Genomic DNA, 23,257 nt, shown 5'->3' with positions numbered 1-23,257 from the left:
AGATCGAACCACACGGCCCCATCGAGACCGAAGCAGCCCGCCGCCTCGCCGACGACCTCAAGAACCAGTAATCACCCAATTACCCAACACTTTCTGAGGCGGGGGCCGACTCGACGGCCTTCCCCGGAGCGGTTGCGCACCGGGGCCGCGGAGGGCGGCCTCACCCCCGGGCCCCGGTGCGTCGGCGTTCGGCACGCCCCCGCCGGATCAGCAACGCTCCGCCCACCATCAGTCCCGTGTAGACGGCGCCGGACAGGTCGAACCAGAGGGGCAGCAGGCCCATCGGCCGGCCCCCCAGGAGAGGGCCCAGCAGACCGAGCGCGCCCTGGACGACGAGGAGCCAACCGACGAGGGAGGAGGAGTTCTTCATCCCTGCACGGTTCCGTCCGGCGGGCCCCGGCTCGTCATGCACGAGACGGAACCGCCCTACGCCAGAGGGAGTAACGGCCTCCGCCCCGACCGGGGCGCCGGTCGGGGCGGAGGGCACGCGGGCAGCGGTCAGCCGCCGAGCAGCTTGCGCACCCGCTCGGCGCCCACCGCGAGCAGCAGCGTGGGCAGCCGGGGGCCGGTGTCGCGGCTGACGAGCAGCCGGTACAGCAGGACGAAGAACTCCCGCTGGGCCGCCTTCAGTTCGGTGGTCGGCTTGGCGTCGGGCTCCAGGCCGGCGAGGACCTTCGGGACGCCGTAGACGAGTCCGGTGAGCCCGTCCAGCGACCAGTGGGCGTCGAGTCCGTCGAGCAGCAGCCGCAGCGAGTCGCGGCCCGGTGCGTCGAGGGAGGCCAGCAGGGCGGTGTCGGGCTCCTCGCGGACCACGGTGCGGGCCTCGGCGGGCACGTACCGCAGGGTCCAGGTCTCGGCCCGGTCGAAGCGGGGCCGCACCTCGTCCAGGGTGCTCAGCGGGCGCTCGGGGTCGAGGTCGCCGAGGATGCGCAGGGCCTGGTCGTCGTGGCCGCCGGTGATGTCGGCGACGGACGCCAGGGTGCGGTACGGCAGCGGGCGCGCGGTGGCGGGCAGGGGGCCCGCGGCGGTGCCCACGGCGCGGGCGTGCGCGGCGGCGTCGGCGGGCAGCACCGTGCCGTCGGCGACCTTGGCGCCGAGCTTGTCCCACTCGTCGTAGAGCCGCTGGATCTCCTGGTCGAAGGCGATCTTGAACGACTGGTTGGGCCGGCGGCGGGCGTACAGCCAGCGCAGCAGCTGCGGTTCCATGATCTCCAGCGCGTCGGAGGGGGTGGGCACCCCGCCCTTGCTGGACGACATCTTCGCCATGCCGGAGATGCCCACGAACGCGTACATGGGGCCGATGGGCTGCCGGCCGCCGAAGATCGGGCCGACGATCTGCCCGCCGACCTGGAACGAGGAGCCGGGCGAGGAGTGGTCGACGCCGGAGGGCTCGAAGACGACGCCCTCGTAGGCCCAGCGCATGGGCCAGTCGACCTTCCACACCAGCTTGCCGCGGTTGAACTCGCTGAGCCGGACGGTCTCCGCGAAACCGCAGGCGGTGCACGTGTACGCCAGTTCGGTGGTGTCGTCGTCGTAGGAGGTGATGGTGGTGAGGTCCTTCTCGCACCCGCCGCAGTACGGCTTGTACGGGAAGTAGCCGACGACCCCCGAGGAGCCGTCCTCCTCGGCCGCGGCGCCGGAGCCCTCGGCGGCCTCCGCCTCGGCCTCGTCCAGCGGCTTCTGCTGCTTCTTGGGGGCGGCCTTGCGGGTGCGGTACTGGGCGAGGATGGCGTCGATGTCGGCGCGGTGCCGCACGGCGTGCAGCACCTGCTCGCGGTAGGTGCCGGAGGTGTACTGGGCGGTCTGGCTGATGCCGTCGTAGTCGACGCCGAGCGCGGCCAGCGCCTCGGTCATCGCGGCCTTGAAGTGCTCGGCCCAGTTGGCGTGCGGGGAGCCGGCGGGGGCGGGCACCGAGGTGAGCGGCTTGCCGATGTGCTCGGCCCAGCCCTCGTCGACGCCGGGGACGCCGGCGGGCACCTTGCGGTACCGGTCGTAGTCGTCCCAGGACAGCACGTGGCGGACCTCGCGCCCGCGGCGCCGGATCTCGTCCGCGACCAGGTGCGGGGTCATGACCTCGCGCAGGTTGCCCAGGTGGATCGGGCCGGACGGGGACAGGCCGGACGCGACGACGACGGGTTTCCCGGGGGCGCGGCGCTCCGACTCCTCGATGACCTCGTCCGCGAAACGGGAGACCCAGTCGGTGGTCTCGTTGCTCTGAGCCACGATCGGCACGTCCTTCTTTCCCAGTGCTACCGAATGTTGCCGGTGGTTCGCCCGTGGTCGTCCCCGTTGTCCGGGACGGTCACGGCGGCACCCGGCCGGGACCGGCCCGTACGGGCGTGCGAGGGCCGGTCCCTCCCATTCTCCCAGCTCCCCCCGCCGGGGACGAAAACGGCTCATCAGGGGCCCCGGGCCGCGTGGGATACTGGGCCCGGCCGGTAGGCGCCGGGCCCGCGACGCGGGCGGCGCGCCGGCCGGGAACCCTCCCAGACAGCTCCGGAAACACGAGCAGAACGGCACCCATCCATGGCTTCGGTCACGTCCCTTTCCGCTTCCGTCCACCAGCGCCTCGCGACGGCCCTGCGGGCGGCCCTGCCCGAGGCCGGTTCCGCGGACCCGTTGCTGCGACGAAGCGACCGGGCCGACTTCCAGGCCAACGGCATCCTGGCCCTCGCGAAGAAGGCCGGGGCCAACCCGCGCGAGCTGGCCGCGACGGTCACCGACGCGGTGCCGGCCGGCGGGGTGATCGCCGGGGTCGAGGTCTCGGGCCCCGGCTTCCTGAACGTGACGGTCGCCGACCGGGCGATCACCGAGAACCTCGCGGCGCGGCTCGCCGACGGCGAGGGCCGCCTCGGGGTGCCGTACGCCGAGGCGCCGGGCACCACGGTCATCGACTACGCGCAGCCGAACGTGGCCAAGGAGATGCACGTCGGCCACCTGCGCTCGGCGGTGATCGGCGATGCGGTGAACCGGCTGATGGAGTTCACCGGCGAGACGGTGGTGCGCCGGCACCACATCGGCGACTGGGGCACCCAGTTCGGCATGCTCATCGAGTACCTGATCGACCACCCGCACGAGTTGGACCACGAGGCCGCCGGCGACGACGGCGACACCGCGATGTCCAACCTGAACCGGCTCTACAAGGCGGCGCGGGCCCTCTTCGACGCGGACGAGGACTTCAAGGCGCGGGCCCGCCGCCGGGTGGTCGCGCTCCAGGCCGGCGACCCGCGCACCCGCGAGCTGTGGCAGCGGTTCGTGGACGAGTCGAAGATCTACTTCTACTCGGTCTTCGACAAGCTGGACATGGAGATCCGCGATGCGGACGTGGTCGGCGAGTCCGGTTACAACGACATGCTGGACGAGACCTGCCGGCTGCTGGAGGAGTCCGGGGTCGCGGTCCGCTCCGAGGGCGCGCTGTGCGTGTTCTTCGACGACGTCAAGGGCCAGGACGGCCAGCCCACGCCGCTGATCGTCCGCAAGTCCGACGGCGGCTACGGCTACGCGGCCACCGACCTGTCGGCGATCCGCGACCGGGTGTTCCACCTGAAGGCGTCGACGCTGCTGTACGTGGTGGACGCCCGGCAGGCGCTGCACTTCCGGATGGTCTTCGAGACCGCCCGGCGCGCGGGCTGGCTCAACGACGAGGTGCGGGCCGTGCAGTTGGCGTTCGGCACGGTGCTCGGCGCGGACGGCAAGCCGTTCAAGACCCGCGAGGGCGAGACGGTGCGGTTGGTGGACCTGTTGGACGAGGCGGTCCAGCGGGCCACCGCGGTCGTCCGCGAGAAGGACGCCCTCCAGCAGCTGTCCGAGGCGGAGATCGCCGAGCGGGGCGCCCAGGTCGGCATCGGCGCGGTGAAGTACGCGGACCTGTCGACGTCCGCGAGCCGCGACTACAAGTTCGACCTCGACCAGATGGTGTCCCTGCACGGCGACACCAGCGTCTACCTCCAGTACGCCTACGCCCGCATCCGTTCGATCCTGCGCAAGGCCGGCGGGGACGCCCGCGCCGAGGCCCGCCCGGAGCTGGCGCTGGAGCCCGCGGAGCGGGCGCTGGGCCTGCACCTGGACCAGTTCGGCGACACGGTCGCGGAGGCCGCCGCGGAGTACGCCCCGCACAAGCTGACCGGGTACCTGTACCAACTGGCCTCCCTGCTCACCGCGTTCTACGACAAGTGCCCGGTGCTGAAGGCCGACACGGCCGAGCAGCGCGCCAACCGGCTGTTCCTGTGCGAGATCACCGGGGCGACCCTGCACCGGGGCATGGACCTGCTGGGCATCCGCACGCCCGAGCGCCTCTGACGCGTCCGCGCCCGACGACGGGGGTCACGGCCGGCGGCCGTGGCCCCCGTCGCGTGCCGCCCCGGTCAGGGCCAGACCCGGGCCAGGCGCTCCAGGCCCACCCGGATCTCGTCCGGGGTGTGGGTGACGAAGCACAGCCGCAGGGTGGACGGGTCGGGGGCGTCGCAGTGGAAGGGCGCCCCCGGCACGTACGCCACGTCGTGGGCGACGGCCCGGGGCAGCGCCCCGGCGGTGTCGTACCCCTCGGGCAGCCGGGCCCACACGAACATGCCGCCCTCGGGACGGGTCCAGACGGTTCCCTCGGGCAGGGCCCCGGGGAGCCCGTCGAGCAGGGCGTCCCGCCGCTGACCGTAGGCGGCGGCGACCCGGCGCACATGGGCGTCGAGGTCCCGGTCCGCGAGGTAGCGGGCGGCGGCGAGCTGGTTGACGGTGGGGGTGTGCAGGTCGGCGGCCTGCTTGGCGACCGTGCAGGCCCGCAGCAGCGCCGCGGGCGCCCGCAGCCAGCCCAGCCGCAGCCCGGGGGCCATCACCTTGGAGAAGCTGCCGAGCAGCACGGTGCGGTCGGCGGCGGCGTCCAGCGCGGAGATCCACGGCACCCGCTCCCCCTCGAACCGCAGCTCCCCGTACGGGTCGTCCTCCACCAGCCACAGCCCGCGCCGGGCGGCCACCTCGGCGAGGGCGAGCCGGCGGTGCAGCGGCACGGTCCGCCCGGTGGGGTTCTGGAAGGTGGGCACCGAGTAGAACAGCTTGGGCCGCAACCGGGCCGTGTACCGGTCGAGTTCGACCGGGTCGACGCCCTCTTCGTCGCCCGGCACGGCCACCACCCGGGCGCCGGCGAAGGTGAACGCCTGGATCGCGGCCAGGTAGCAGGGGCGTTCCACCAGGACGGTGTCCCCCGGGTCGACCAGGGACTGCGCCAGCAGCGACAGCGCCTGCTGCGAGCCGGTGGTGACGATCAGGTCGTCCGCGCCGGTGGGCAGCCCCCGCACGGTGGTCCGCTCGGCCAGGGCGGACCGCAGCGCGGGTTCGCCCTCGGTGGTGGCGTACTGGAGGGCCCGGGCGGGGGTGTCGGCGAGGACGTCCCGGAACGCGGCGGCGACTCCCGCGCCGTCGAACAGCTCCGGCGCGGGCAGCCCGCCCGCGAAGTTGATCACTCCGGGGCGCCCCACCACGGACAGGATGTCCCTCACCGGCGAACCGCCCACGGCGGCGGCCCGGGCGGCCAGCGGGGGCGGGGCCGCGGCAGCGACGCTCACATCGACTCCTCGAAGGTACGGGGCCGTTGGGCCCGGCGGTGCTGGTGGCCGCACACCCTAGCGAGGTGCCTGCCGTCTACACCCACCGTTCCGCGATCCGGACGGCGCCCTCCCGGCCCGCCGGGTCCCCGGTGGACCACCGCATCCCCGCCCCCAGGTGTTCCAGGTAGCCGGCGTCGACGACCTCCACCACCACCTCGGCGTACGGGTGCCCGTCAAGGGGCCGCCCGGCCAGCAGCCGCCAGGTGCGCCAGTAGTCCAGGTCGGCGGGGGCGTTCCAGGTCGCCATCTCCTCCAACCCGGGCTCCCACTCCTCGGGGTCGACGGCGGCCACCTCGCTCCACACCGGCACGTTGCGCAGCGGCCCGACCTCGTAGCGGGTCACGATCGCCGCGGCCCGCCGGGCCAGGGCGTCCGGGTCGCTGAGGGTGCGCACCCGGCCGGAGACCTCGTCCCGGCCGGCACCGTCGAGGTCGTACACGTCCACCGCCCGGCGCCGGGGCTCGCGCACGGTGCACCCGTCCTCGGCCAGCAGGAAGCCGTCCTCGTCCACCCGCACCAGCCGACCGGCGGCACAGGCGTGCAGCTCGCGCAGCTCGGGGGCGAGCCGCAGGCCCGAGGCCCGTTCCCGGCCCCCTTCGTCGCCCCCGGCCTCCCCGGCCCGGAACCACGCCTCGGCCAGCAGCCTGGCGGGGAAGGTCGCGTCCTGCGGCACCCGCACCGCGTCGGCGCTGATGAGGTGTATCCGACCGCGGAGGACGGCGCCCTCGACGCCGTCGACGGACACGGTGAACAGATCGGTCATGGAGCTTCCATTTCGCCCGGGCAACGGGTGATCACCGCCGATCACCACAGCCCCGACACTAACCGGCCCGACGCACCGTCAGATCCCCTCTCTCCCAAGAGGGTTCGCCCGGTCGCACCCGGCATGACGGAGTGCGACCGGGCGAACACCGGGCGCCCGGTGCCCGTCCGGACGGCTCGGCGTCGACGGCGGGGAGACGATGCGGCACCCGCACGCACGGGAGCCCGGCAGCACCGTGGGGTGCTGCCGGGCTCCCGTGCGTGGGGACCGCGTCAGTCCGCCAGGCCCCGCGCCACCTCGGTGGCCCAGTAGGTCAGGATCACCTGCGCGCCGGCCCGCTTGATGCCGAGCAGCGACTCCAGGATCGCCCGTTCCCGGTCGATCCAGCCCTTCTCGGCGGCGGCCTCGACCATCGCGTACTCGCCGGAGATCTGGTAGGCGGCCACCGGCACGTCGACCGCGTCCGCGACCTTGGCCAGCACGTCCAGGTAGGGCCCGGCCGGCTTCACCATGACGAGGTCGGCGCCCTCCGCGAGGTCCAGCGCCAACTCCCGCATCGACTCGCGGACGTTGGCCGGGTCCTGCTGGTAGGTGCGCCGGTCGCCGGTGAGCGAGGAGCCCACGGCCTCCCGGAACGGGCCGTAGAAGGCGGAGGCGTACTTGGCGGTGTACGCGAGGATCGCCACGTCGTCCCGGTCGATCTGGTCGAGGGCGTCGCGGACCACCCCGACCTGCCCGTCCATCATTCCGCTGGGCCCCACCACGTGGGCGCCGGCGTCCGCCTGCACCTGCGCCATCTCGGCGTAGCGCTCCAGCGTGGCGTCGTTGTCCACCCGGCCCTCGGCGTCCAGGACCCCGCAGTGCCCGTGGTCGGTGAACTCGTCCAGGCACAGGTCCGACATCACCAGCAGGTCGTCGCCGACCTCGGCGCGCACCGCGCGCAGCGCCACCTGGAGGATGCCGTCCGGGTCGGTGCCGGCGGTGCCGAGCGCGTCCTTCTTGGCCTCCTCGGGCACCCCGAACAGCATGATCCCCGACACCCCGGCCGAGACCGCGTCCACCGCGGCCTTGCGCAGGCTGTCCAGGGTGTGCTGGTACACGCCCGGCATCGACCCGATGGCCACCGGTTCGTGCACGCCCTCCCGCACGAAGGCCGGCAGCACCAGGTCGGCGGGGGCGAGCCGGGTCTCGGCGACCATCCGCCGCAGCACCGCGTTCGACCGCAGCCGCCGGGGCCGGGCCCCGGGGAAAGAACCGTACCTACTCACGTTCCTCAGCTCCGTACCGTCACGGCCCGGGGTGCGCCCCGGGCCGTCGTACTCCCTGTACTGGCCCCAACCTACGGGGCGACGCGGCGGCGCCGGGCGCCCGGGCGGCGCTCGCTGGGCCGGGTCACGTGCTCGCCCGCCTCCACCGCGGCGTCGCGGCGGGCGGCGCCGAAGTCGGCGAGCGCGGCGGCCAGCTTGTGCACCGAGGGCTCGGGGGCCATCACGTCCACCCGCAGCCCGTGCTCCTCCGCGGTCTTCGCGGTGGCCGGACCGATGCAGGCGATCACGGTGACGTTGTGCGGCTTGCCGGCGATGCCGACGAGGTTGCGCACCGTCGAGGAGGAGGTGAACAGCACCGCGTCGAAGCCGCCGCCCTTGATGGCCTCCCGGGTCTCCGCCGGCGGCGGCGAGGCCCGCACGGTCCGGTAGGCGGTGACGTCGTCCACCTCCCAGCCGAGTTCGATCAGGCCGGCCACCAGGGTCTCGGTGGCGATGTCGGCCCGCGGCAGGAACACCCGGTCGATGGGGTCGAACACCGGGTCGTAGGGCGGCCAGTCCTCCAGCAGCCCGGCCGCGGACTGCTCGCCGGTGGGCACCAGGTCCGGCTTGACGCCGAAGGCGACCAGGGCGGCGGCGGTCTGCTCACCGACCGCGGCGACCTTGATCCCCGCGAACGCCCGGGCGTCCAGCCCGTACTCCTCGAACTTCTCCCGCACCGCCTTCACCGCGTTGACCGAGGTGAACGCGATCCACTCGTAGCGGCCGGTGACCAGGCCCTTGACGGCCCGCTCCATCTGCTGCGGGGTGCGCGGCGGCTCCACCGCGATGGTCGGCACCTCGTGCGGCACCGCACCGTAGGACCGGAGTTGGTCGGAGAGCGAGGCCGCCTGTTCCTTGGTGCGCGGTACGAGCACCCGCCAGCCGAACAGCGGCTTGGACTCGAACCACGACAGCCTCTCGCGCCGGGCGGCGGCCGAACACTCGCCGACCACGGCTATCACCGGGCGGGAGCCGTCCGGCGCGGGCAGCACCTTCGCCTGCTTCAGGGTCTGCGCGATGGTGCCGAGCGTCGCCGACCAGGTGCGCTGACGGGTCGTGGTGCCGCCCACCGTCACGGTCAGCGGGGTGTCCGGCTTGCGGCCGGCGGCCACCAGTTCCCCGGCCGCCGCGGCCACCGTCTCCAGGGTCGCCGAGACGACCAGCGTCCCGTCCGAGGCGCCGACCTCGGTCCAGCAGCGCTCGGAGGCGGTCCGGGCGTCCACGAACCGGACGTCGGTGCCCCGCTCGTCGCGCAACGGCACCCCCGCGTAGGCGGGCACCCCGACGGCGGTTGCGATGCCCGGCACCACTTCGAAGGGCACCCCGCCCGAGGCGCAGGCCAGCATCTCCTCGGCCGCGTCGGTGTCCAACCCGGGGTCGCCGGGCACCGCCCGCACGACCCGCTTGCCGCCCCGCGCGGCCTCCATGACAAGATTGGCCGTGTCCCTCAACACGGGACCACCGACGGCAGTTGACGCCCCGTCAGCGGCCTGACCCGGTGCGCCCACGAGCGACCGGGTGGAGGCCGCGTCCAGGACGGTGACACCCGCCCTGGCGTGCGCCCGGATCACATCGAGCACCTCGGGCTCGGCGATCAGTACGTCCGCACCCGCGAGCGCCTCCACGGCGCGCAGGGTCAGCAATCCCGGATCACCCGGTCCGGCACCCAGGAAGGTGACGTGCCCGTGCGCGGGAACGGCCAAATGGTTCGAGGCGGTGGGGCTCACTGTGCTCGCTCCCCCATCAGACCGGCCGCGCCCTTGGCCAGCATCTCGGCCGCGAGTTCGCGTCCGAGTGCCGTGGCCTGCTCGTGCGTCGAGGGCACGGGACCGGTGGTGGACAGCTGCACCAGGGTCACGCCGTCGGTCGTGCCGACGACGCCCCGCAGGCGCATTTCCTTGACAATCTGCCCGTCGGCCAACAGGTCGGCCAGCGCCCCCACGGGCGCGCTGCAACCGGCCTCCAGGGCGGCGAGCAGGGCACGCTCGGCGGTCACGGCGGCCCGGGTCGCGGGGTCGTCCAGTTCCGCGAGCACGGCGGTGAGCGCAGTGTCCTGCGCGGTGCACTCGATCGCGAGGGCCCCCTGGCCGGGGGCCGGCAGCACGGTGTCGAGCGGCAGGAAGTCGGTGGCCTCGTCGATCCGGCCGAGCCGGTTCAACCCGGCGGCGGCCAGCACCACCGCGTCGAGTTCCCCGGAGCGCACGTACCCGATGCGGGTGTCCACGTTGCCGCGGATCGCGACCGTCTCGACGGCCCGGCCGTGATCGCGGGCGGCGGCGTTCAACTGCGCCATCCGACGCGGCGATCCGGTGCCGATGCGGGCACCGTCCGGCAGTTCGGCGAAGGTCAGGCCGTCCCGCGCGACGAGCACGTCGCGGGGGTCCTCCCGGCGGGGCACCGCGGCCAGCACGAGCCCTTCGGCGGGGGTGGTCGGCAGGTCCTTCAGCGAGTGGACGGCGAAGTCCACCTCGCCGGCGAGCAGCGCCTCGCGCAGCGCGGCCACGAACACACCGGTGCCGCCGATCTGCGCCAGGTGCTCGCGCGAGGTGTCGCCGTACGTGGTGACCTCGACGAGTTCGACCTCGCGTCCGGTCAGCTCCCGGACGGCCCGGGCCACGAGTCCGGACTGGGCCATGGCGAGTTTGCTGCGCCTGGTCCCCAGCCGCAGTGCCTTCTCAGTCATGCGCGGTTCCTGCCGTTGGTGACGTTCGGTGGGACACCCGTGGCGTGGGGGACGCCCGTGATGCCCCGGGGGGTGCCGGTCAGGCCGGGGGCGTCGGCGAGCCGGGTGAGGGTGGCGCCCTGTTCGGCGCGCGGGTCGGGGTCGCTCCAGCGGGGCCGGTCGGCGCGCGAGACGGCGGCGACGGCGTCCGGATCGAGGTCGAAGAGGGTGCGCAGGGCGTCCGCGTACCCGGCGCCGCCCGGTTCGGCGGCGAGCTGCTTGATCCGCACGGTCGGCGCGTGGAGCAGCTTGTCGACCACCCGCTTGACGGTCTGGGTGATCTCGGCGCGTTCCTTGTCCGCGAGGCCGGGCAGTCGCCCTTCCAGGCGGGCGATCTCGCCGGCGACGACATCGGCGGCCATGGTGCGCAGCGCGACCACGGTGGGGGTGATGTGCGCGGCGCGCTGGGCGGCGCCGAAGGAGGCGACCTCGGCGGAGACGATCGCCCGGACCTGGTCCACGTCGGCTGCCATGGGGGCGTCGGCGGAGGCGTCGGCGAGGGACTCGATGTCGACGAGCCGGACCCCGTCGAGTCCGTGCACCGCCGGGTCGACGTCCCGCGGCATGGCGAGGTCGAGCAGGGCGAGTTCGGAGGCCGGGGTGCCGGACACCGCGTCCTCGACGGCCCGTCCGGCGACCGCGTCGGCCACTTCCTGGGCGGTGAGGACCAGCCCGGAGGCCCCGGTGCAGGAGACCACGACATCGGCACGTGTCAGCTCCGCGGCCACCTTCTCCATCGGGACGGCGCGGGCGGACACCCCCGTTCCGCCGGGTTCGGTGAGGATCGCGACCAGGCGGTCGGCGCGCTCGCCGGTGCGGTTGGCGACGACGACCTCGGCGGCGCCCGCGCGGGCGAGGGTCGCGGCGGCGAGGGAGGACATCGAGCCGGCGCCGATGACCAGGGCGCGCTTGCCGCTCACCCAGGCGGTCGGCGAGCCGGCGGCGTCGGCCGCGGCGAACTGCTGGAGGCCGAAGGTGACCAGCGACTGTCCGGCCCGGTCGATCCCGGTCTCGGAGTGGGCGCGCTTGCCGACCCGCAGGGACTGCTGGAAGAGGTCGTTGAGCAGTCGCCCGGCGGTGTGCTGGTCCTGGGAGACGGCGAGGGCGTCCTTGATCTGCGCGAGGACCTGGCCCTCCCCGACGACCATCGAGTCGAGTCCGCAGGCCACGGAGAAGAGGTGGTGAACGGCCCGGTCCTCGTAGTGGACGTAGAGGTGGGGGGTCAGCTCGTCGAGTCCGACCCCGCTGTGCTGGGAGAGCAGGGTGGAGAGTTCGGCGACGCCCGCATGGAACTTGTCGACGTCCGCGTACAGCTCGATGCGGTTGCAGGTGGCGAGGACGGCGGCCTCGGCCGCGGGTTCGGCGGCGAGGGCGTCGTGCAGCAGCTTGGCCCGGGCGTCCTGGGACAGCGCGGCGCGCTCCAGCACGCTCACGGGCGCGGTGCGGTGGCTCAGCCCGACGACGAGGAGGCTCATGCCGGCATCACGGCGGGGACGTCCCCGTCGGGTCCCTCGTGCCCGGAACGGTCGGCCTCGGACGTGGAGTCGTCCTCCGCCCCGGCGGCGGACGCGGGGGCGTGCTCGGCCCCGGCGGGCTCCTCGCCGGCCTTGCGCTGCTCGTGGAAGGCGAGGATCTGGAGTTCGATGGAGAGGTCGACCTTGCGCACGTCGACGCCGTCCGGAACGCTCAGCACGGTCGGCGCGAAGTTGAGGATGGACGTCACCCCGGCGGCGACGAGCCGCTCGCACACCTGCTGGGCGGCGCCGGCGGGGGTGGCGATGACCCCGATGGAGACGCCGTTCTCGTCGATGATCCGTTCCAGCTCGTCGGTGTGCTGGACGGGGATGCCGGCGACGGGCTTGCCCGCCATCGCGGGGTCGGCGTCGATCAGTGCGGCGACCCGGAACCCCCGGGAGGCGAACCCGCCGTAGTTGGCGAGCGCGGCGCCGAGGTTGCCGATCCCGACGATGACCACGGGCCAGTCCTGGGTGAGCCCCAGTTCGCGGGAGATCTGGTAGACGAGGTACTCCACGTCGTAGCCGACGCCGCGGGTGCCGTAGGAGCCGAGGTACGAGAAGTCCTTGCGGAGCTTGGCCGAGTTGACGCCGGCCGCGGCCGCGAGCTCTTCCGAGGAGACCGTGGGCACCGAACGCTCGGAGAGCCCGTTGAGGGCGCGGAGGTACAGCGGTAGACGGGCGACGGTGGCCTCGGGAATCCCTCGGCTACGGGTCGCCGGTCGGTGTGTTCGGCCAGTTGCCACGGTGCTCCTGCGGGTAGAGCGGGGCTGTGGGCGGCCGTGAGTGCCGGGACCGCCCCGTCGACAGCAGGCTATGTCTTTGTGAACGCGTGCACAAAGATGGTGTCCGATTTGCCCGGCCAACGTGACCGGGGTCACGCAAGCCGGACGCGCGATCCGGGAACCATCGCGCCGATGCCCTGAACGCTCACCTGAAGGGGGCAAAGCGGTACACACTCCTCAACACAACCCCACCCCCGAAGTCGAACCGAAGCCAGCCGGCATGTGAACAGAGACGATCGTAACCCGTCTTTTAGCACTAAAATACCCACTCGCCCCCGAAACGCCCCCTATCGAGCACCCCTTCCGGCCAACCCCCGCCCACCCCACCGGAGTCGACGCCCCCGCCGCCGCGACCGGGGCACGCCCCACCCGTCACGCACGCCCCGACGAGGGCTGCCGCCCCCACCACGGGACGGAGGGGAACGGAAGCGGCACGGGGCCGTGCTCAATCGGTCAGGGCGCGACGCAGCCGCTCCTCCTTGACCCGCCAGAAGTCGTGCTGGGCCCCGTCCACCAGGACCACCGGGATCTGCTCCCAGTACAGGCGGTGCAACTCCTCGTCCCGGGTGATGTCCTTCTCCTCCCAGGAGGCGCCCACCTCCGCGCACACCTTCTCGATCACGACCCGGGCGTCCTCGCACAGATGGCAGCCCGGCTTCCCGATCAGCGTCACCAGACGCTCCGCGGGCGGCTTCTTCTGCGCACGTCGAAACAGGGGAGTCATGCCGCCATTCTCCCCCCGGCCGCCCCGGGGCCGGGCCCGCGGCCCGTTCACCCGCCGTCGGCCGCCCGTTCACCGGGCCGCTCCCGGGCGTGCGGGGCGCGGCCGAACGGACTGGTTATGCTCACGGCATGGCCGCTCTTCGATGGCTCACCCCCCGTAGGCGCCCGGCCACCGCACGGAGCGTGCTGGCCGGTGAAGCGTCGGCGGAGGCCGCCCGCAAGTCCTCCAGGGACGACGCCGTCACCGCCGTCCTCGACGGTTCCGAGACCCGAGAGGCCCCCGCCGAGGCCGGGCCCGCGGACGGGGAACCCGAGTTCCCGGTGGCCGGCGACCCGCACGCGGCCGCCTTCTTCGACCTGGACAACACCGTGATGCAGGGCGCCGCCCTCTTCCACTTCGGCCGCGGACTGTACAAGCGGAAGTTCTTCGACACCCGGGAGCTGACCCGGTTCGCCTGGCAGCAGACCTGGTTCCGGCTGGCCGGCGTCGAGGACCCCGAGCACATGCAGGACGCCCGGGACTCCGCCCTCTCCATCGTCAAGGGCCACGGCGTCGCCGAACTCATGGCGATCGGCGAGGAGGTCTACGACGAGTACATGGCGGACCGGATCTGGCCCGGCACCCTCGCCCTCGCCCAGGCCCACCTCGACGCGGGCCAGAAGGTGTGGCTGGTCACCGCGGCACCGGTCGAGATCGCCACGGTGATCGCCCGCCGGCTCGGCCTGACCGGTGCGCTCGGCACCGTCGCCGAATCCGTCGACGGGGTCTACACCGGCAAGCTGGTCGGCGAGCCCCTGCACGGCCCCGCCAAGGCGGAGGCGGTCCGCGCCCTGGCCGCCGCCGAGCGCCTCGACCTCGACCGCTGCGCCGCCTACAGCGACTCCCACAACGACATCCCCATGCTGTCCCTGGTGGGCCACCCGTACGCGATCAACCCGGACGGCAAGCTGCGCAAGCACGCCCGCACCCTCGGCTGGCGGCTGCGCGACTACCGCATCGGCCGCCGGGCGGCGAAGGTCGGCCTCCCCGCGGCGGCGGGCGTCGGCGCCGTGGCCGGAGGCACCGCGGCGGCCATCGCCCTGCACCGCAGGACCCGGCGCTGACACCGGGCGGACCGAACCCCCCGGTCTGCTCCGTCCGCTCCGCCCGACCCTCGTGGGTCGCCAGAAACCGCCACAACACACCCCCCTCCTTTCCCTGAAACGATCACCTTCCAGCAGTAATCGTTCACGCTCCGCCAGTCGAACGAACACCAAGCGATACCAGAACCGCTCTATTCGATGATTTGAGCAACTGGGCGTAGCACCACCTATACGAAGCGTTATTCTCCTCAGACGCAAACCGGTACCCACGCGTCGCCACGACGGGTGAACGGTCCCGCACTGCACGTGATGCAAGCTCTGCCTCTGGGAGTCCCGTGTACCCACACGTCGGGGTTGACGCCTCGGGCCTGGCTACGCTGCGCGCAACGGTCCTCGACCACCTGCGCGGCTTCGTCCCCACCGCGTACGCCGTCCCCGCATACGCAGTCCCCGCACCCGCCACACCGTCCACTCGGCGCCAGACCGCCCTGACCGGCCTCACCGACTGCCTCCGCCCCTCCGCCCGCACCACCCGGACCACCGGTCCGACCGGCCGTTGCTACGCCCTGGCCGACGGCAGTCCCACCACCGTGACCCGCCGTGGTCGCGGCGGCGCCGCGACCACCGCCCGCCGCCCCGCCGCGGACAGCGACAGCGCCCGCATGATGGAGCTGGTCGAAGCGGCCCAGGCCGGCGAGACCGAAGCCTTCGGCCGCCTCTACGACCAGTACAGCGACACCGTCTACCGCTACATCTACTACCGCGTCGGCAGCAAGGCGACCGCCGAGGACCTCACCAGCGAGACCTTCCTGCGGGCGCTGCGCCGCATCGGCACCTTCACCTGGCAGGGCCGCGACTTCGGCGCCTGGCTGGTCACCATCGCCCGCAACCTGGTCGCCGACCACTTCAAGAGCAGCCGCTTCCGCCTCGAAGTCACCACCGGCGAGATGCTCGACGCCAACGAGGTCGAGCGCAGCCCCGAGGACTCCGTCCTGGAGGCCCTGTCCAACGCGGCGCTGCTCGAAGCGGTCCGCCGCCTCAACCCCCAGCAGCAGGAGTGCGTGACCCTGCGCTTCCTCCAGGGCCTCTCGGTCGCCGAGACCGCCCGCGTCATGGGCAAGAACGAGGGTGCGATCAAGACCCTCCAGTACCGCGCGGTCCGCACCCTCGCCCGGCTCCTCCCGGACGACGCCCGCTGACGCAGCCCCTCCCCGCCCCCGGGCGGTGCCCCGACACCCGGCACCGCCCTCCCACCAGTCCCACCCGTCCCCCTAGCCCCTTCCCCCACGGTGCGCGATCATCAACTCACCTTCGGTGACGGACACTTGGCCGGCGCGCCCGGCCGCCGTTCGTCCGTAACCGAACGACCGCACCGCTCGTTGTCCGGGATACAGGCTCCCTGCGGTCACGCCCCGACGTCGCCGCCCACTCGAACGAGTGGAGACCGCCAGGGAATGGAACCCCCAGGACCCCCGGGGGAGTCGACCGTCACGATGAGAGGAGGTGCCGCCAGTGATCGCGAACGTATCGGCACACCGGCGGGCGAACGCCTTCGCCCGGGCCCTGGAGGAATCGGGCCCGCAGCCCCCCGACCCGGACGCCCCGCCCGCCGAACCGGGCCGGAGCACCGGCGAGCAGACCGCGCCACCGGAACTCGGCCGGATGCTCACCCTGGCGAACGGCTTGACCGCCCTGCCCCGTCCCGCCCTGGACCCCGACGTCCGGACCGTCCAGCGGGCCCAGCTGGTGGCCGCGATGGAGGCCATGCTGAGGGACGGCGCCGGCGGTGAGGCCACGGACCCTTCGGTGCCCGAGCAGCGGACCCGCACGGGGACGAAGGGCGCCCACCGGGCCGGACCGCTGCGCAAGCTACGCCCCCGCACCCGACTCACCAAGGGCCTCGCTGCCGGCGGTCTCACCGTGACCGTGGCTGCGGGCGCCTTCGGGGGCGTGGCCGCGGCGAGCGGCGACGCCCTCCCCGGTGACACCCTCTACGGACTGAAGCGCGGCATGGAGGACGTCAAACGGAGCCTCGCCGCCGGCGACTCCGACCGCGGCGAGCTCTACCTCGACCAGGCGTCCACCCGACTCAACGAGGCCCGCCGATTGATGGACCGCGGCCGGTCCGGCCACCTCGACCACGAGTCCGTCGCCGAGGTCCGCCGCACCCTGAACGGGATGCGCCACGACGCCGCCGAGGGGCACCGGCTGCTGCTCGCCGCCTACGAACGGGACGGCTCGCTGGGCCCGATCCAGTCGCTCTCCTCGTTCTCCCGCGCCCACCGCGAGAGCTGGTCCGCCCTGCGCGACAGCCTGCCCGTGCAACTCGGCGACGTCAGCGCACAGGTCACCTCGGTCTTCGACGCTATGGAGCACGAGGTCGACCCGCTGCGCTCGCTGCTGCCCCGGCCCCCGGCCCCCAGCGACCCCGCGGGCACCGGGCCGACCACCGGGCACGTCCCGTCCACCGCACCGTCCGAGGGCGCCGGCGGCTCCGCCTCCCCCGGGCCCGGTGACGGGCGGGAGGGCACCGGGGACGCCGAACGCGGCACCGGCGGCGCCGAGGACGCCCGCACCCAACCCTCCCCGTCCGCCTCCGGCGAGAGCGCCGACAAGCCGGGCAAGGGCGAGGGCCTCATCGGCAGCGGCACCGGCGGTCTGCTCGACCCCGACCGCAGCCCGGACGGCCCCAGCCCCTCCGGCAAGGCGTCCACGGACCCCGAGCCCGACGTCACCCTCCCGCCGCTGCTGCCCGGCCTGATCCCGGGCCTCGGCATCGACGGCGAGAACGCCGGCCCCTGACCCGGCCCGCCCCGACCACGGGGGCGTCCTTCCCGACAGGAGGGCGCCCCCGTTCGCGCACCCGGCCGGCGGGTGCCTAGAAGAACACCGACCGCCGCCCCACCAGCAGCTTGTACAGCGTGTGCTGGATCTCCTCGCGCACCCGGTCCGTCAGGTTGAACATCAGCATCGGGTCCTCCGCCGCCTCCGGCGGATGGCCGTCCGTCGCGATCGGCTCGCCGAACTGGATCGTCCACTTCGTCGGCAACGGCACCGCCCCCAACGGCCCGAGCCACGGGAAGGTCGGCGTCAGGGGGAAGTACGGCAGGCCCAGGAGCCGCGCCGCGGTCTTCGCGTTCCCGACCATGGGGTAGATCTCCTCCGCCCCCACGATCGAGCACGGCACGATCGGCGTTCCGGCCCGCAGCGCCGTCGACACGAAGCCGCCCCGACCGAACCGCTGGAGCTTGTACCGCTCCCCGAAGGGCTTCCCCAGGCCCTTGAACCCCTCGGGCATCACCCCCACCAGTTCGCCGCGGCCGAGCAGGGCCTCCGCGTCCTCGGCGCACGCCAGGGTGTGCCCCGCCTTGCGCGCCAACTCGTTGACCACCGGCAGCGCGAACACCAGGTCCGCCGCGAGCAGCCGCAGGTGCCGTTCCCCCGGATGGTGGTCGCGCACCGCCACCTGCAACATCAACCCGTCCCACGGCAGGGTCCCCGAGTGGTTCGACACGATCAGCGCGCCGCCCTCGGCCGGGACGTTCTCGATGCCCCGCACCTCCACCCGGAAGTACTTCTCGTACACCGGCCGCAGCAGGGCCATCAGCACCTGGTCGGTCAGCTCCCGGTCGAAACCGAAGTCGTCGACCTCGTACTCCCCGGTGAGCCGCCGCCGCAGGAACGCCAGGCCGCTGCCGACCCGTTCCTCCCAGCCGCCCGCTCCGGGCCGTCCGCCGGCCGCCCCGGACGGCTCCGGACCCTCCGGCACGGCCGGCGCCCCGGGCAGGGCGGTGACCTCCGCCTCCCGCCCGGGGGCCGCCGCGGGCCCGGTGCGGGCCGGCGGTCGGCGCCGGGCCGCCCGCGACCGGTCGTCGTCGAACGGTATGACCTTGGCGTCCGCCATGGTGCTGCGCTCCTCGATCCGCGCCCCGCCCGACCGTTCCCGGCCGCGCCCACGGGCGCACTGCTCAGGTCCGGGTGGGGCCCGCCGACGCGGGCGCCGCGAGTTCCGCGATGCGGTCGACCGCCTCCGCCACCCGCCACGGGGGCAGCAGCCCGGGGCCCCGTCCCCGGGCGAAGTCGGCGAACGCCTCCGCGGTCGTGTACCGGGGGCGGTAGCCGAAGGTCTCGTGCAGCTCCCGGGTGGCCACCACCCGCCCGTACGTCAACTGCCGCACCTGCTCGGGCGGGAACCGGGTCGCCCCCAGGGCGCGCAGCGCGGCGCCCGCCCGGGTCACCGCCGGCAGCGGGCCCGGCACGGTGGGCCGGCCGAGTCGGCGCGCGCACTGGGACAGCGACAGCACCCCGTCCCCGGCCACGTTGAACGTTCCGGTGGTACGGGTGCCGGGCGCCGGCTCGCCGGCCGCCCGCCGCAGCACCTCGACCACGTCGTCCTCGTGGACGAACTGGAGGCGCGGGTCGTAGCCGAACACGGTGGGCAGCACCGGCAGCGAGAAGTAGTCGGTGAGCGGGGTGTCCGCGGCCGGCCCCAGCACGTCGGCGAAGCGCAGCACGCACACCGCGACGTCGGGCCGGCGGCGGGCGAACCCGCGCACGTACCCCTCGACCTCGACGACGTCCTTGGCGAACCCGCCGCGCACCGCCCGGGGCGGCGTGCGTTCGGTGAACACCGCCGGATCGCGCGGCGCCGAGCCGTACACGGCCGTCGAGGACTTCACCACCAGCCGGCGCACCGCGGGTGCCTTCTGGCAGGCGCCGAGCAGGTGCATCGTCCCGATGACGTTGGTCTCCTTGCGCCCGGCCCGGCCACCACCGCCCAGGGGGACGGCGGCGACGTCCAGGTGCACCACGGTGTTCACGGCGTGGTGGGCGAGCAGCCGGCCGAGGGTCGGCCGCCCGATGTCGGCCCGGACGAACTCGGCGCCGGGCAAGGGGTGTCGGGGCGCCACCGCGTCGACGGCGACCACCCGTTCCACCCCCGGGTCCCGCAGCAGGCCGCGGACCAGCGGGCCGGCCACCCGTCGAGCCGCTCCGGTCACGAGCACGACCTCGCCCACGTCCCCCGCCCGCCTTCCGCCGTGCGCCCCGGCCCCGCGGTTGCGACGACCGTCCGGCGGGTGCCCTCACGGTCACGTTAGCGGGTCCCCCGTTCGGGCCGGCGGCCGGCAGCCCCGGACACGACTGTGGCCCCTCCACCGCGGTGGAGGGGCCACAGAACACGCCGTCGCGGCGTCACAGCGAAGCAGTTCCCGGGGACGGTCCCTCGGCACCATCGCCCTCGAAGCTCCGGAACACTGTCCCGGAGCCCCGGACGACGACCGTCGACCGCTCCCCTACCAAGGGGAACTACTTCTTGTTGCGACGCTGCACGCGAGTGCGCTTGAGCAGCTTGCGGTGCTTCTTCTTCGCCATCCGCTTGCGCCGCTTCTTGATTACAGAGCCCACGTCAACCCTCGCTCACTTCTTGGACAACCCCTGCCTGGGCAGGGACAATCACTCGGTGCGGGGCTGCATTGGGGCCCACACGACCTACGAGGGGCTAGCCTACCCCGCCCGAGCGCCAAGCTTGTAATCGAGGCGACGACCGGGCGACGCTCAGGCGGTGTCCACCCCCACGTAGGAGTCACGCAGGTACTCGTGGACAGCGTTCTCCGGTACTCGGAAGGACCTCCCCACCCTGATCGCGGGCAGATGACCGCTGTGCACCAACCGGTACACGGTCATCTTGGACACTCGCATCACCGAGGCGACTTCCGCCACGGTCAAGAACTGGACCTCGCTCAGAGGCCGATCGGCAGCAGCCATGATCACACCTGAACCTTCCACACATGACGGGCACCGGCTTCCCCTCCGGTGACTCCTCGTCGCTGTGCGCTCACTCCCCAGATTAGGGGCGGGTGATGCGAGTGGGGAAGAGGAGCAGCGATCGGCGGCCTACTGTGACAGACACGCTCGTTTGAGTACATAGCGAGTAAGCGGTCGGTAGTAAACGGACCGCGCAGCGTCATCGAGCGGGACCACCACCGAGACCCTTCCCTCGGCCTGGCCCACGAAGGGTGCGGGATCGTCGGAATCCCCCAACCCGATGCTGTCGAACCCCAGCTGACCTGCTCCGCAGACCCAACCGTGGTCCCCCACCACCAGCCCCGGCAACGGCCCCGAACCGGCCGCGCAGGCCGCCAGCGCCACCCGTACGGGCAGCGGTGAATGGGTGTGCGCGCCGGGCGCACGCCCCCGTTCCAGGGGCTCGCGTTCCCGGACGAGCGCGACCCCCCGTACGTAGTCGAGCCGATGCCCACGCACGCCGAACCGGGTCGTTATGTCGACAGAGCAACCCGCTCCGGGGGTGAGGACTTCACATCCCGCCGCCGACAGGGCACCGGCCAAACTGGCGTAGAAGTCCAGCAGCCGGTGTGGATGTCCCGTCCCCAACAGCACCGGCTCCCGCCGTTCGACCGCCTGCGCCAGCCGTTCGGCGAACGCGTCCAGCGCCGCCACGGTCCGCCCCGGGTCGATCACGTCCCGCCCGGTGCGGCACCCGGGGTCGGCGGACACCCCGCACCGTTCGGCCATCAAGCCCATCACCTGGCCGGCGTTCCACTCCCCCGCCGGGTCCAGCCCGCATAAGGCCCGCGGGTCCCGTTCCGCGAAGAGCCGGTACCGCCGCAGGCTCCCCTCGCGGGCCGTCGCCACTTCCCCGGCCAAGCCGACCCGCACCACGTACCGCCGCATCCGGCCCTCGTCCGTCATGTCCTCATGGTCGGCCAGCGGGACCCGTCCCGTCCCGGGAACGGCCACCGCCCCCACGAACGGCGCAGCGGTCCACGGCCGCGGCTCAGGCGAGCAGTCCCCGCAGCGGGAACGCCGCCCGCCGCGCCGCCAACACGGCCTGGTCGAGCCGGTCGGCCGGGTCGTAACCCGCCTCCCAGTCGGCCCACTTCACCGGCCAGCGACCGTCCGTCATCCGCCGGGGCGCCGACATCCGGGTCTTCGCGTACGCCTCCTGGCGCCAGCCCTGCGGCACCTCGGTCGACGGCTCGACGGGCGCCCCCGCCGCGATGCCCACCAGGTGCGTCCACGACCGAGGCACCACCTCGACCACCGCGTACCCCCCGCCGCCCAGGGCCACCCACCGTCCGCCGTCGGCGTAGGCGTGCGCCAGCTCGTGGCAGGCCGTCTGGACGGCCCGCTGGGCGTCCAGGGACACCGCGAGGTGCGCGAGGGGGTCCTCGAAGTGGGTGTCGGCCCCGTGCTGGGTCACCAGCACCTGGGGCCGGAAGTCGGCCAGCAGCTCCGGCACCACCGCGTGGAACGCCCGGAGCCACCCCTCGTCACCGGTGCCGGCCGGTAGCGCCACGTTGACGGCCGAGCCCGCGCCCGCTCCGGTGCCCGTCTCCTCGGGCCAGCCGGTACCGGGGAACAGGGTCCGCGGGTGTTCGTGCAGGGACACCGTCAGCACCCGCGGATCGGCCCAGAAGGCGGCCTGCACGCCGTCCCCGTGGTGGACGTCCGTGTCGACGTAGGCGACCCGTTCCGCCCCCAGCTCCAGCAGCCGGGCGATCGCGAGGGCGGCGTCGTTGTAGACGCAGAACCCGGCGGCGGCGCCGGGCATCGCGTGGTGCAGTCCGCCGGCGAAGTTCACCGCGTGCAGGGCCTCGCCCCGCCACACCGCCTCGGCGGCCCCCACCGACTGTCCGGCGATCAGGGCGGACGCCTGGTGCATCCCCGGGAACGCGGGGTCGTCCACCGTCCCCAGTCCGTACGCCGGGTCCGCCGCCGCCGGATCGGCGGAGGCGGCCTTCACCGCGTCGACGTACTCCTGCCGGTGCACCAACCGCAGCGTCGAGTCCCCGGCCGGCGGGGCCGCGACCACGTCCACCCGCCGGTCGAGCCCGAGGGCCGCCACGAGGCTCCGGGTGAGGTGCAGCCGGACCGGGTTCATCGGGTGGTCCGCACCGAAGTCGTAGCCCGTCACCGCTTCGTCCCACATCAACTGCGCGTGGCCGCTCATGAACGCCACCGTATCGGTCCCCGGGGCGGTGCCCTCAGGCCAGCAGGCCGTACAACTCGTCCATGTCCCCGAAGAGTCCGGTGACCTCGCCCAGGCGCTCGGCCGGCATCATCGCGGTGAACCCGTACACGTCCATTCCGGCGGCCACCGCGGCCCGGACGCCCAGCGGACTGTCCTCCACCACCACGCACCGTCGGGGGTCCGCGCCCATCCGCCGGGCCGCGTGCAGGAACAGGTCGGGCGCCGGCTTCCCCCGGCCCACGTCCTGCGCGCTGAACACCCGCTCCGGCCCGAACCACTTGACCAGCCCGGTCGCCCGGTGCCCGGCCGCGATCCGGTCGTGGCTCCCCGAGGAGGCCAGGCAGTAGGGCACCCCGTCCGTCACCAGTCGCTCCAGCACGTCGACGACCCCGGGCACCGGCGCCAGTTCCCGGGCGAAGGCCGCCGCGGTCCGTGCCTCGATCTCCTCGTCGAACCCCTCCGGCAGCCGTTGTCCGCTCCGCTCCCCGACCAGGTCGTGGATGCGGTGCACGGCGGCCCCCATGTAGTCCCGCACGGACTCCTCGTACGTGGTCGGATGCCCCAGTTCGGTGAGGTAGGCCGCGAGGATGCGGTTGGCGAGCGGTTCGCTGTCCACCAGGACGCCGTCGTTGTCGAAGATCACCAAGTCGTAGCGCATGGATCGACCCTATGCGGAAACGCAAAAAAGTCGTGTGTCCCAGGAGGAAACCCTCCTGGGACACACGACTCATATCACATTTAGTTCGGCGGCGTCCTACTCTCCCACAGGG

At 73.5% G+C, this 23,257-nt stretch carries 21 protein-coding genes; 4 read left to right on the top strand and 17 right to left on the bottom strand.

Going from position 1 to position 23,257, the window contains the following annotated elements:
* Window positions 1-160 precede the first annotated feature (160 nt).
* Together ABT092_RS29105 and lysS are read right to left on the bottom strand one after the other, a co-directional pair.
* Entirely contained in the window at window positions 161-370 is a 210-nt protein-coding gene (locus ABT092_RS29105) for a hypothetical protein (RefSeq protein WP_351249153.1), read from the bottom strand.
* A 128-nt stretch (window positions 371-498) separates the two neighbouring features.
* The gene (lysS, locus tag ABT092_RS29100; RefSeq protein ID WP_351249151.1) at window positions 499-2,232 is read right to left on the bottom strand and encodes a lysine--tRNA ligase; all 1,734 of its coding nucleotides are present in this window, start codon (window positions 2,230-2,232) and stop codon (window positions 499-501) included.
* A gap of 294 nt (window positions 2,233-2,526) precedes the next feature.
* Here lysS and argS point away from each other — a divergent pair, with 294 nt between their 5' ends.
* Complete coding sequence (argS, locus tag ABT092_RS29095) at window positions 2,527-4,299, top strand: arginine--tRNA ligase (protein ID WP_351249149.1); 1,773 nt, start codon at window positions 2,527-2,529, stop codon at window positions 4,297-4,299.
* A 65-nt stretch (window positions 4,300-4,364) separates the two neighbouring features.
* Here argS and ABT092_RS29090 read toward each other — a convergent pair whose 3' ends face one another.
* The 8 genes from ABT092_RS29090 to ABT092_RS29055 form a co-directional block, all read right to left on the bottom strand.
* Entirely contained in the window at window positions 4,365-5,555 is a 1,191-nt protein-coding gene (locus ABT092_RS29090; protein ID WP_351249147.1) for an aminotransferase-like domain-containing protein, read from the bottom strand.
* A gap of 76 nt (window positions 5,556-5,631) precedes the next feature.
* Window positions 5,632-6,360 (bottom strand): hypothetical protein, encoded by a 729-nt coding sequence (locus tag ABT092_RS29085; protein WP_351249145.1) that lies wholly within the window; start codon window positions 6,358-6,360, stop codon window positions 5,632-5,634.
* Between the two features lie 272 nt (window positions 6,361-6,632).
* Entirely contained in the window at window positions 6,633-7,628 is a 996-nt protein-coding gene (hemB, locus tag ABT092_RS29080) for a porphobilinogen synthase (RefSeq protein ID WP_351249143.1), read from the bottom strand.
* 71 nt (window positions 7,629-7,699) lie between these two features.
* Complete coding sequence (locus ABT092_RS29075; RefSeq protein ID WP_351249141.1) at window positions 7,700-9,394, bottom strand: bifunctional uroporphyrinogen-III C-methyltransferase/uroporphyrinogen-III synthase; 1,695 nt, start codon at window positions 9,392-9,394, stop codon at window positions 7,700-7,702.
* Complete coding sequence (gene hemC / locus ABT092_RS29070; protein WP_351249139.1) at window positions 9,391-10,350, bottom strand: hydroxymethylbilane synthase; 960 nt, start codon at window positions 10,348-10,350, stop codon at window positions 9,391-9,393. Before hemC ends, ABT092_RS29075 begins: the two co-directional genes overlap by 4 nt.
* Window positions 10,347-11,864 carry a glutamyl-tRNA reductase gene (locus ABT092_RS29065; protein ID WP_351249137.1) on the bottom strand — a complete coding sequence of 506 codons (1,518 nt, stop codon included), beginning with the start codon at window positions 11,862-11,864 and terminating at the stop codon, window positions 10,347-10,349. Before ABT092_RS29065 ends, hemC begins: the two co-directional genes overlap by 4 nt.
* On the bottom strand, window positions 11,861-12,649 hold the full coding sequence (locus ABT092_RS29060) for a redox-sensing transcriptional repressor Rex (RefSeq protein ID WP_351249135.1): 789 nt from the start codon (window positions 12,647-12,649) through the stop codon (window positions 11,861-11,863). The genes ABT092_RS29065 and ABT092_RS29060 overlap by 4 nt, the downstream gene beginning before the upstream one ends.
* Before the next feature lie 484 nt (window positions 12,650-13,133).
* Window positions 13,134-13,412, bottom strand: coding sequence for a glutaredoxin family protein (locus ABT092_RS29055; RefSeq protein ID WP_351249133.1), 279 nt, complete (start codon window positions 13,410-13,412; stop codon window positions 13,134-13,136).
* Window positions 13,413-13,540: 128 nt separating this feature from the next.
* Here ABT092_RS29055 and ABT092_RS29050 point away from each other — a divergent pair, with 128 nt between their 5' ends.
* The 3 genes from ABT092_RS29050 to ABT092_RS29040 all read left to right on the top strand — a co-directional run bounded on the left by ABT092_RS29050 (window position 13,541) and on the right by ABT092_RS29040 (window position 17,296).
* Window positions 13,541-14,515 carry an HAD family hydrolase gene (locus ABT092_RS29050; protein ID WP_351249131.1) on the top strand — a complete coding sequence of 325 codons (975 nt, stop codon included), beginning with the start codon at window positions 13,541-13,543 and terminating at the stop codon, window positions 14,513-14,515.
* A gap of 314 nt (window positions 14,516-14,829) precedes the next feature.
* Entirely contained in the window at window positions 14,830-15,693 is an 864-nt protein-coding gene (locus tag ABT092_RS29045; RefSeq protein WP_351249129.1) for an ECF subfamily RNA polymerase sigma factor, BldN family, read from the top strand.
* A 313-nt stretch (window positions 15,694-16,006) separates the two neighbouring features.
* On the top strand, window positions 16,007-17,296 hold the full coding sequence (locus tag ABT092_RS29040) for a DUF5667 domain-containing protein (protein WP_351249127.1): 1,290 nt from the start codon (window positions 16,007-16,009) through the stop codon (window positions 17,294-17,296).
* 76 nt (window positions 17,297-17,372) lie between these two features.
* Here ABT092_RS29040 and ABT092_RS29035 read toward each other — a convergent pair whose 3' ends face one another.
* From ABT092_RS29035 to ABT092_RS29005, 7 genes are all read right to left on the bottom strand, one after another.
* Entirely contained in the window at window positions 17,373-18,398 is a 1,026-nt protein-coding gene (locus ABT092_RS29035; RefSeq protein WP_351249125.1) for a lysophospholipid acyltransferase family protein, read from the bottom strand.
* A gap of 64 nt (window positions 18,399-18,462) precedes the next feature.
* Window positions 18,463-19,512 carry an NAD-dependent epimerase/dehydratase family protein gene (locus ABT092_RS29030; protein WP_351249123.1) on the bottom strand — a complete coding sequence of 350 codons (1,050 nt, stop codon included), beginning with the start codon at window positions 19,510-19,512 and terminating at the stop codon, window positions 18,463-18,465.
* 289 nt (window positions 19,513-19,801) lie between these two features.
* Window positions 19,802-19,900, bottom strand: a complete 99-nt coding sequence (locus ABT092_RS29025) for a 30S ribosomal protein bS22 (protein WP_003948845.1) — start codon at window positions 19,898-19,900, stop codon at window positions 19,802-19,804.
* Between the two features lie 150 nt (window positions 19,901-20,050).
* Window positions 20,051-20,260: a helix-turn-helix domain-containing protein gene (locus ABT092_RS29020; protein ID WP_351249121.1), complete on the bottom strand. Its 210-nt coding sequence runs from the start codon at window positions 20,258-20,260 to the stop codon at window positions 20,051-20,053.
* A 129-nt stretch (window positions 20,261-20,389) separates the two neighbouring features.
* On the bottom strand, window positions 20,390-21,205 hold the full coding sequence (locus ABT092_RS29015) for a phosphatase (RefSeq protein WP_351249119.1): 816 nt from the start codon (window positions 21,203-21,205) through the stop codon (window positions 20,390-20,392).
* An 85-nt stretch (window positions 21,206-21,290) separates the two neighbouring features.
* A complete protein-coding gene (locus tag ABT092_RS29010; RefSeq protein WP_351249117.1) occupies window positions 21,291-22,466 on the bottom strand; it encodes an acetoin utilization protein AcuC in 1,176 nt (391 codons plus the stop codon).
* A 34-nt stretch (window positions 22,467-22,500) separates the two neighbouring features.
* Window positions 22,501-23,145 carry an HAD family hydrolase gene (locus ABT092_RS29005; RefSeq protein ID WP_351249115.1) on the bottom strand — a complete coding sequence of 215 codons (645 nt, stop codon included), beginning with the start codon at window positions 23,143-23,145 and terminating at the stop codon, window positions 22,501-22,503.
* Window positions 23,146-23,257 lie beyond the last annotated feature (112 nt).

Source organism: Streptomyces sp. NPDC002490 (assembly GCF_040296045.1).
Taxonomy (GTDB): domain Bacteria; phylum Actinomycetota; class Actinomycetes; order Streptomycetales; family Streptomycetaceae; genus Streptomyces.
This window is presented reverse-complemented; position numbering and strand designations above follow the sequence as displayed.

Excerpts from the sequence above, each read along its gene's own strand:
- ABT092_RS29015 (WP_351249119.1), bottom strand. The coding sequence starts at position 21,205 with ATGACGGACGAGGGCCGGATGCGGCGGTACGTGGTGCGGGTCGGCTTG.
- ABT092_RS29105 (WP_351249153.1), bottom strand. The coding sequence starts at position 370 with ATGAAGAACTCCTCCTCCCTCGTCGGTTGGCTCCTCGTCGTCCAGGGC.
- ABT092_RS29035 (WP_351249125.1), bottom strand. The coding sequence starts at position 18,398 with ATGGCGGACGCCAAGGTCATACCGTTCGACGACGACCGGTCGCGGGCG.
- ABT092_RS29055 (WP_351249133.1), bottom strand. The coding sequence starts at position 13,412 with ATGACTCCCCTGTTTCGACGTGCGCAGAAGAAGCCGCCCGCGGAGCGT.
- ABT092_RS29010 (WP_351249117.1), bottom strand. The coding sequence starts at position 22,466 with ATGAGCGGCCACGCGCAGTTGATGTGGGACGAAGCGGTGACGGGCTAC.
- ABT092_RS29020 (WP_351249121.1), bottom strand. The coding sequence starts at position 20,260 with ATGGCTGCTGCCGATCGGCCTCTGAGCGAGGTCCAGTTCTTGACCGTG.
- ABT092_RS29085 (WP_351249145.1), bottom strand. The coding sequence starts at position 6,360 with ATGACCGATCTGTTCACCGTGTCCGTCGACGGCGTCGAGGGCGCCGTC.
- ABT092_RS29065 (WP_351249137.1), bottom strand. The coding sequence starts at position 11,864 with ATGAGCCTCCTCGTCGTCGGGCTGAGCCACCGCACCGCGCCCGTGAGC.
- hemC (WP_351249139.1), bottom strand. The coding sequence starts at position 10,350 with ATGACTGAGAAGGCACTGCGGCTGGGGACCAGGCGCAGCAAACTCGCC.
- ABT092_RS29005 (WP_351249115.1), bottom strand. The coding sequence starts at position 23,145 with ATGCGCTACGACTTGGTGATCTTCGACAACGACGGCGTCCTGGTGGAC.
- ABT092_RS29050 (WP_351249131.1), top strand. The coding sequence starts at position 13,541 with ATGGCCGCTCTTCGATGGCTCACCCCCCGTAGGCGCCCGGCCACCGCA.
- argS (WP_351249149.1), top strand. The coding sequence starts at position 2,527 with ATGGCTTCGGTCACGTCCCTTTCCGCTTCCGTCCACCAGCGCCTCGCG.